A 4,364-nucleotide genomic window follows, 5' to 3' on the forward strand; every position below is an offset into this window, starting at 1 on the left:
GCGATCAGTCGCGTTAGTCATCGGAAAGAAGATTCGCTTTGATCGAGGTGAAGATTGCGTTGTATACCTCGACGCTCGTTGTTTCTGGCAAATTGATGTTAATGGTGTAGGCAAGCCGTAGATCGGCCTTCTTGTGGTTGTCGATGCTTGGGTCACGCTTCATCACGGATCGCGAAATATCAAGAGGCGGAAGCTTTTGATCATTCGCTGTATCCATCTGATCCGCATCAAAATCAGCAAGTTGTTTACAGGCTTTGAAGCTCCCGGCGATAGCGGTGACCGTGCTATCGGACCTGTCTCTTCCGGTTACCTCGACCACGAGATTCTTCAGCTTGTCATCGGATAAATCATTCGCAAACTCGTTGCGCTTGAACAGGTCTGCCCATCCAATCCGCATCGCCTCCGCCATAGCGGCTCCGCTGCTGTCTGCGTTCCGAAAGCGGCGATACAAGTCTGTGGGCTTACCGTCATTCTCAAGAAATCCAATCCTTTTTAGGAAGGGGATGAACGCGCGGGCGCTACCTGAACCATATCCGAGGACCGTTTCTTGAAAATCTTGCGTGTAGCGATCAGGCATCTTCGCTTGCTGAATTTTTTCAAATATCTTGCCGATCAGACCCGTGGAATTGATAAACGGTGGCAACGCCATAACGGATGATCCCCCTTTTTCGCCCATCCTAAACCAAGCATTTGCCGTTGGTCACCTAAATTTCACGATACAGCGTAGCTCCAAACTCAAGAACCTGAAACAAAGGAGCTGCCAGGCAGGTGTCGGGAGCGATTGACGGCACCACCGCGTTGCTCGCCATAACTGCAACCTTTTGCCACAATGAGCCGATGTCCGGTTTTCGGAACGTGGCAAATCTAGCTCAAACTTGGAAAAGGGTGTTTCTGTCGAAGGCCTTTGCTTCATTTTCAGCCTCATAAAGCCAAAGTCAGATGCGTGCGGTGCGGTGATCGGCGGGAAGCTGCAACTGGTGACGTAGGATGCGCCGAGCCTACATTATGCGATTGAAGCGCTGCGGCGGTTCATCCGGTGCCGGATAGTGTGCGGATTTGAGCTACTTGGTTCTGCAAGCTGGGTGTCGCCCAATCCAAGAGCACGTCTTGGGACAGATCGTTCGCCTCTTTACGTCATCCTGACGAAAGTCAGGACCCAGAGCCAAACAGACCATCGTTCTGTAGCTCCGGGTCCTGACTTTCGTCAGGATGACGGAGCGCGAAGAGAGTGTGCGGAGCGCTGGGCGTTCCCAAAAACGCAACGCGGGAGTAAATCCCGCGTCGTCGGTCGGGCCTTTGGCCCGCCGGCCGGTCGAGGTCGTCTGGCGATTAGCCGCCGGCTAATCGCGTGCGGCCGCAAGCGCGCCGCTTTGCGTCTTACTTGCTTCTTTCGACCTACTCAAACTCAAGCTCCACAGGCGTAGCGCGCCCGAAGATCGACACCGAAACCTTGATGCGGGTGCGCTCGCGTTACCGTACCTTCGCAATAATCGCCTCGACGCCCTTGGGATCCACCGCGATCATCTTCAGCAGCGTCGCCGATCCGGTATCCGGCAGGCGGCGCTTCTGCTCCCAATCACGCACCGTGCCGACCGGGAAGCGATAGGTCTCGGCGAACGCCCCTTGCGTCAGCTTGGTCGCTGCCCGCACGGCGCGGACGTCCACCGTAGCCACGCGCGCGCGATCCGTATCACCATCGGCGAACGCGATGGCGTCTTCCAATCCCGCTGCGATCTTGTCGAATGCGCTCTTCATCATGTCCTCCGTGAAGTTGGCGTGGTGTCGTCTCGGTCGCCGCTTGTGTGCGGTCGCGTCAGGCTCGCCGCCAGCGTGCCGGTCAAGGTCGCCAGCGCATTGCGCTCGGCCTTGGTCAGGCTTGCCTTCTCGGTCTTGCCGAACACGGTCAGCAGGAAGACCGGCAGGGTGTCGCCCGCATAATAGGTGATCACGCGGTAGCCGCCCGATTTGCCGGTGCCGGGCTTTCTCACGCGAAGTTTTCGCGCGCCACCGCAACCGGGCATGACGTCACCGATCTGCGGGTTGGCTGAAAGCGCAGAGACGATGGCAACGCGCTCGTCATCCGTCATGCCGACGTCATCGGCAGCGGAGAGATACGCCTTGGTTTCGACCACCGTATGCATTGTGCGATATGTACGGCAATGCCGTAATTCGGTCAAGGGCCGGCAGGAGCCTGTGGGATTGGCGTTGGTTCCCAACCAAGCGCGACGCGGGAGTAAATCCCGCGTCGTCGGCCGGGCTTTGACCCGCCGGCCGGGCTGGCGCCGTCTCGCGATTAGCCTTGGGCTAATCGCGTGCGGCTTGGCCTTACTTGCTTCTTTCGACCTGCTCGAACTCGAGCTCGACCGGGGTCGCACGCCCGAAGATCGAAACCGAAACCTTCACGCGGCTGCGGTCGAAATCGAGTTCCTCCACAAGCCCGTTGAAGGTCGCGAACGGGCCGTCGAGTACCTTGACCTGATCGCCGATCTCGTAGTCGACCTTGACCTTCTGCTTGGGCGCAGCGGCGGCTTCTTCCTTGCTGTTCAGCATCCGCGTGGCTTCCGCCTCGCTGATCGCCTGCGGCTTGCCCATGCTGCCGAGGAAGCCCGTCACCTTCGGCGTGTTCTTCACCAGGTGATACACGTCGTCGTTCATGTTCAGCTTGGCGAGCACGTAGCCCGGCATGAACTTGCGCTCGACCGCGATCTTCTTGCCGCGACGGGCTTCCGTCGTGGTTTCGGTCGGGACTTCGATCTGCTCGACGAGCTGTTCGAGACCCATCCGGGTCGCCTCGGCCATGATCGAGTCGCGGACCTTGCCCTCGAAGCCCGAATAGGCGTGAATGATGTACCAGCGCGCCATGACGGAACCTTGCTTACTGAGCGAGTTTGAGGAGGGCGGAGACGATCGCTTGCAGGATCGAGTCGACGCCCAGGAAGAACAGCGCGAGGATCGTCGTCATGATCACCACCATCACGCCGGTCATGACCGTCTCGCGACGCGTCGGCCACGTGACCTTCGCGGTCTCGTTGCGGACCTGCTGGATGAATTCGAGGGGGGACGTCTTCGCCACGATGTTCTTCGAACCCGCTGATTGAGAAACTGAGATGCGAGGCATAGACCCACTAGCCGCTCCCTGTGAAGGGCCGCGGCGGCAGGTCCGTCCTCGCTGTCGGAAGCGCGGCAGATAGCTGCCGTCACAGGTGAAAGCAAGTGCGGGGCAGGAGAGGGGCGGGGCGCGTGCCGGAAGTGAGGAGGGCGGTGGTCGGAGAGGTGGCGCGTCGGCGAAGAAGTGGCGGGGGAGAGCGCTTGGGTCACTCGATCCCCCGCACGATCGTCTTGCCGGTGCCGGTTTCACCGGCGGCTCCGCTCCCACGGTTTCTATTTATCGTTCGGCTTGACGACGGCATGGCCGGTGTACGCCGAACGCGGACGAAAAAAAAGGCCGGTACGAGACCGGCCATGAAAGTTTTTAGGAGAGGATGCCTGAAAGGCCTGATCGTTGTGCATCGCAGCACATCATAGAGCAATTGCGAAAATTGCATTATTAAATGCATTTTCTGCAATCGCGATGGACGTGCGAAGGCGCCGCGGGAAACGGTGCCGTTCGAAATCGAAATTTAAAGGGGGTGGCAGGAGTGCTCGGATTCGAACCGAGGGCCTTCGGTTTTGGAGACCGACGCTCTAACCAACTGAGCTACACTCCTACACGGACGCGCCCCTTACCCAGCGTTTTCGCGGAGGGCAAGCGTCTCGCGTGCAATTCGTCACCATGAGGATGATGCGTTGCACGCGGTCGTGTTTGCCCGTTAACCGTACGCCGTATCGTGGGATGTAGGAAAGCGGAATCGTATGCGAGCAGGTTTGGGGATGCTGGCGCTGCCGGTCGTGGCGTTGCTGATGGGGGCGGGGCCGGTGCCGCAGGTGCCCGACCTCGGGCCGCAGCTCGAACGCTTCACCTATCCCTGGCCGGTGCAGACGATGGAGGTCGATATCATCGGCGCCCCCGCACAGATGGCGTTCATGGATATCGCGCCGCAGCGTCCCAATGGCCGCACCGTCGTCCTGCTCCACGGCAAGAACTTCTGCGGCGCGACCTGGGCTAGTACCGCGCGGGCGCTGATCGACACCGGCTACCGCGTCATCGTCCCCGACCAGATCGGCTTCTGCAAATCGTCCAAGCCCCGCGCGGCGCAGTATAGTTTCGAGATGCTGGCGACGTTCACCAAGCGGCTGCTCGAATCGCGCGGCATCACGCGGGCGACGATCGTCGGGCATTCCATGGGCGGCATGCTCGCGATGCGCTACGCCATTCTCTATCCGGCGTCGGTCGAGAAGCTGGTGCTCGTCAATCCGCTCGGCCT

6 protein-coding genes, 1 tRNA gene and 1 pseudogene are annotated in these 4,364 nt (G+C 59.8%); 1 reads left to right on the forward strand and 7 read right to left on the reverse strand.

From position 1 onward, the window contains the following. Positions 1-13: 13 nt before the first annotated feature. The 7 genes and pseudogenes from NLI89_RS21300 to NLI89_RS21330 all read right to left on the reverse strand — a co-directional run bounded on the left by NLI89_RS21300 (position 14) and on the right by NLI89_RS21330 (position 3,707). Positions 14-649, reverse strand: a complete 636-nt coding sequence (locus tag NLI89_RS21300; protein WP_254688753.1) for a DUF5343 domain-containing protein — start codon at positions 647-649, stop codon at positions 14-16. 746 nt (positions 650-1,395) lie between these two features. Further along, positions 1,396-1,467, reverse strand: a pseudogene (locus NLI89_RS21305) (transcription termination/antitermination protein NusG); the annotation flags it as partial. Positions 1,468-1,470: 3 nt separating this feature from the next. Next, a complete protein-coding gene (locus tag NLI89_RS21310) occupies positions 1,471-1,755 on the reverse strand; it encodes a helix-turn-helix domain-containing protein (RefSeq protein WP_254688754.1) in 285 nt (94 codons plus the stop codon). Beyond that, entirely contained in the window at positions 1,755-2,141 is a 387-nt protein-coding gene (locus NLI89_RS21315; RefSeq protein ID WP_254688755.1) for a type II toxin-antitoxin system RelE/ParE family toxin, read from the reverse strand. Before NLI89_RS21315 ends, NLI89_RS21310 begins: the two co-directional genes overlap by 1 nt. A gap of 184 nt (positions 2,142-2,325) precedes the next feature. Then, on the reverse strand, positions 2,326-2,862 hold the full coding sequence (nusG, locus tag NLI89_RS21320) for a transcription termination/antitermination protein NusG (protein WP_055872668.1): 537 nt from the start codon (positions 2,860-2,862) through the stop codon (positions 2,326-2,328). A gap of 13 nt (positions 2,863-2,875) precedes the next feature. Then, entirely contained in the window at positions 2,876-3,073 is a 198-nt protein-coding gene (gene secE, locus NLI89_RS21325) for a preprotein translocase subunit SecE (protein ID WP_056047594.1), read from the reverse strand. A gap of 557 nt (positions 3,074-3,630) precedes the next feature. After that, a tRNA-Trp gene (locus NLI89_RS21330) sits at positions 3,631-3,707 on the reverse strand. A gap of 145 nt (positions 3,708-3,852) precedes the next feature. Between NLI89_RS21330 and NLI89_RS21335 the strand changes: the two genes are divergently transcribed. Further along, the coding region (locus NLI89_RS21335) for an alpha/beta fold hydrolase (RefSeq protein ID WP_254688756.1) at positions 3,853-4,364 on the forward strand (512 nt) is incomplete at its 3' end.

The sequence above is a fragment of the Sphingomonas faeni genome (assembly GCF_024273235.1).
In the GTDB taxonomy this organism is placed as follows: Bacteria; Pseudomonadota; Alphaproteobacteria; order Sphingomonadales; family Sphingomonadaceae; genus Sphingomonas; species Sphingomonas faeni_A.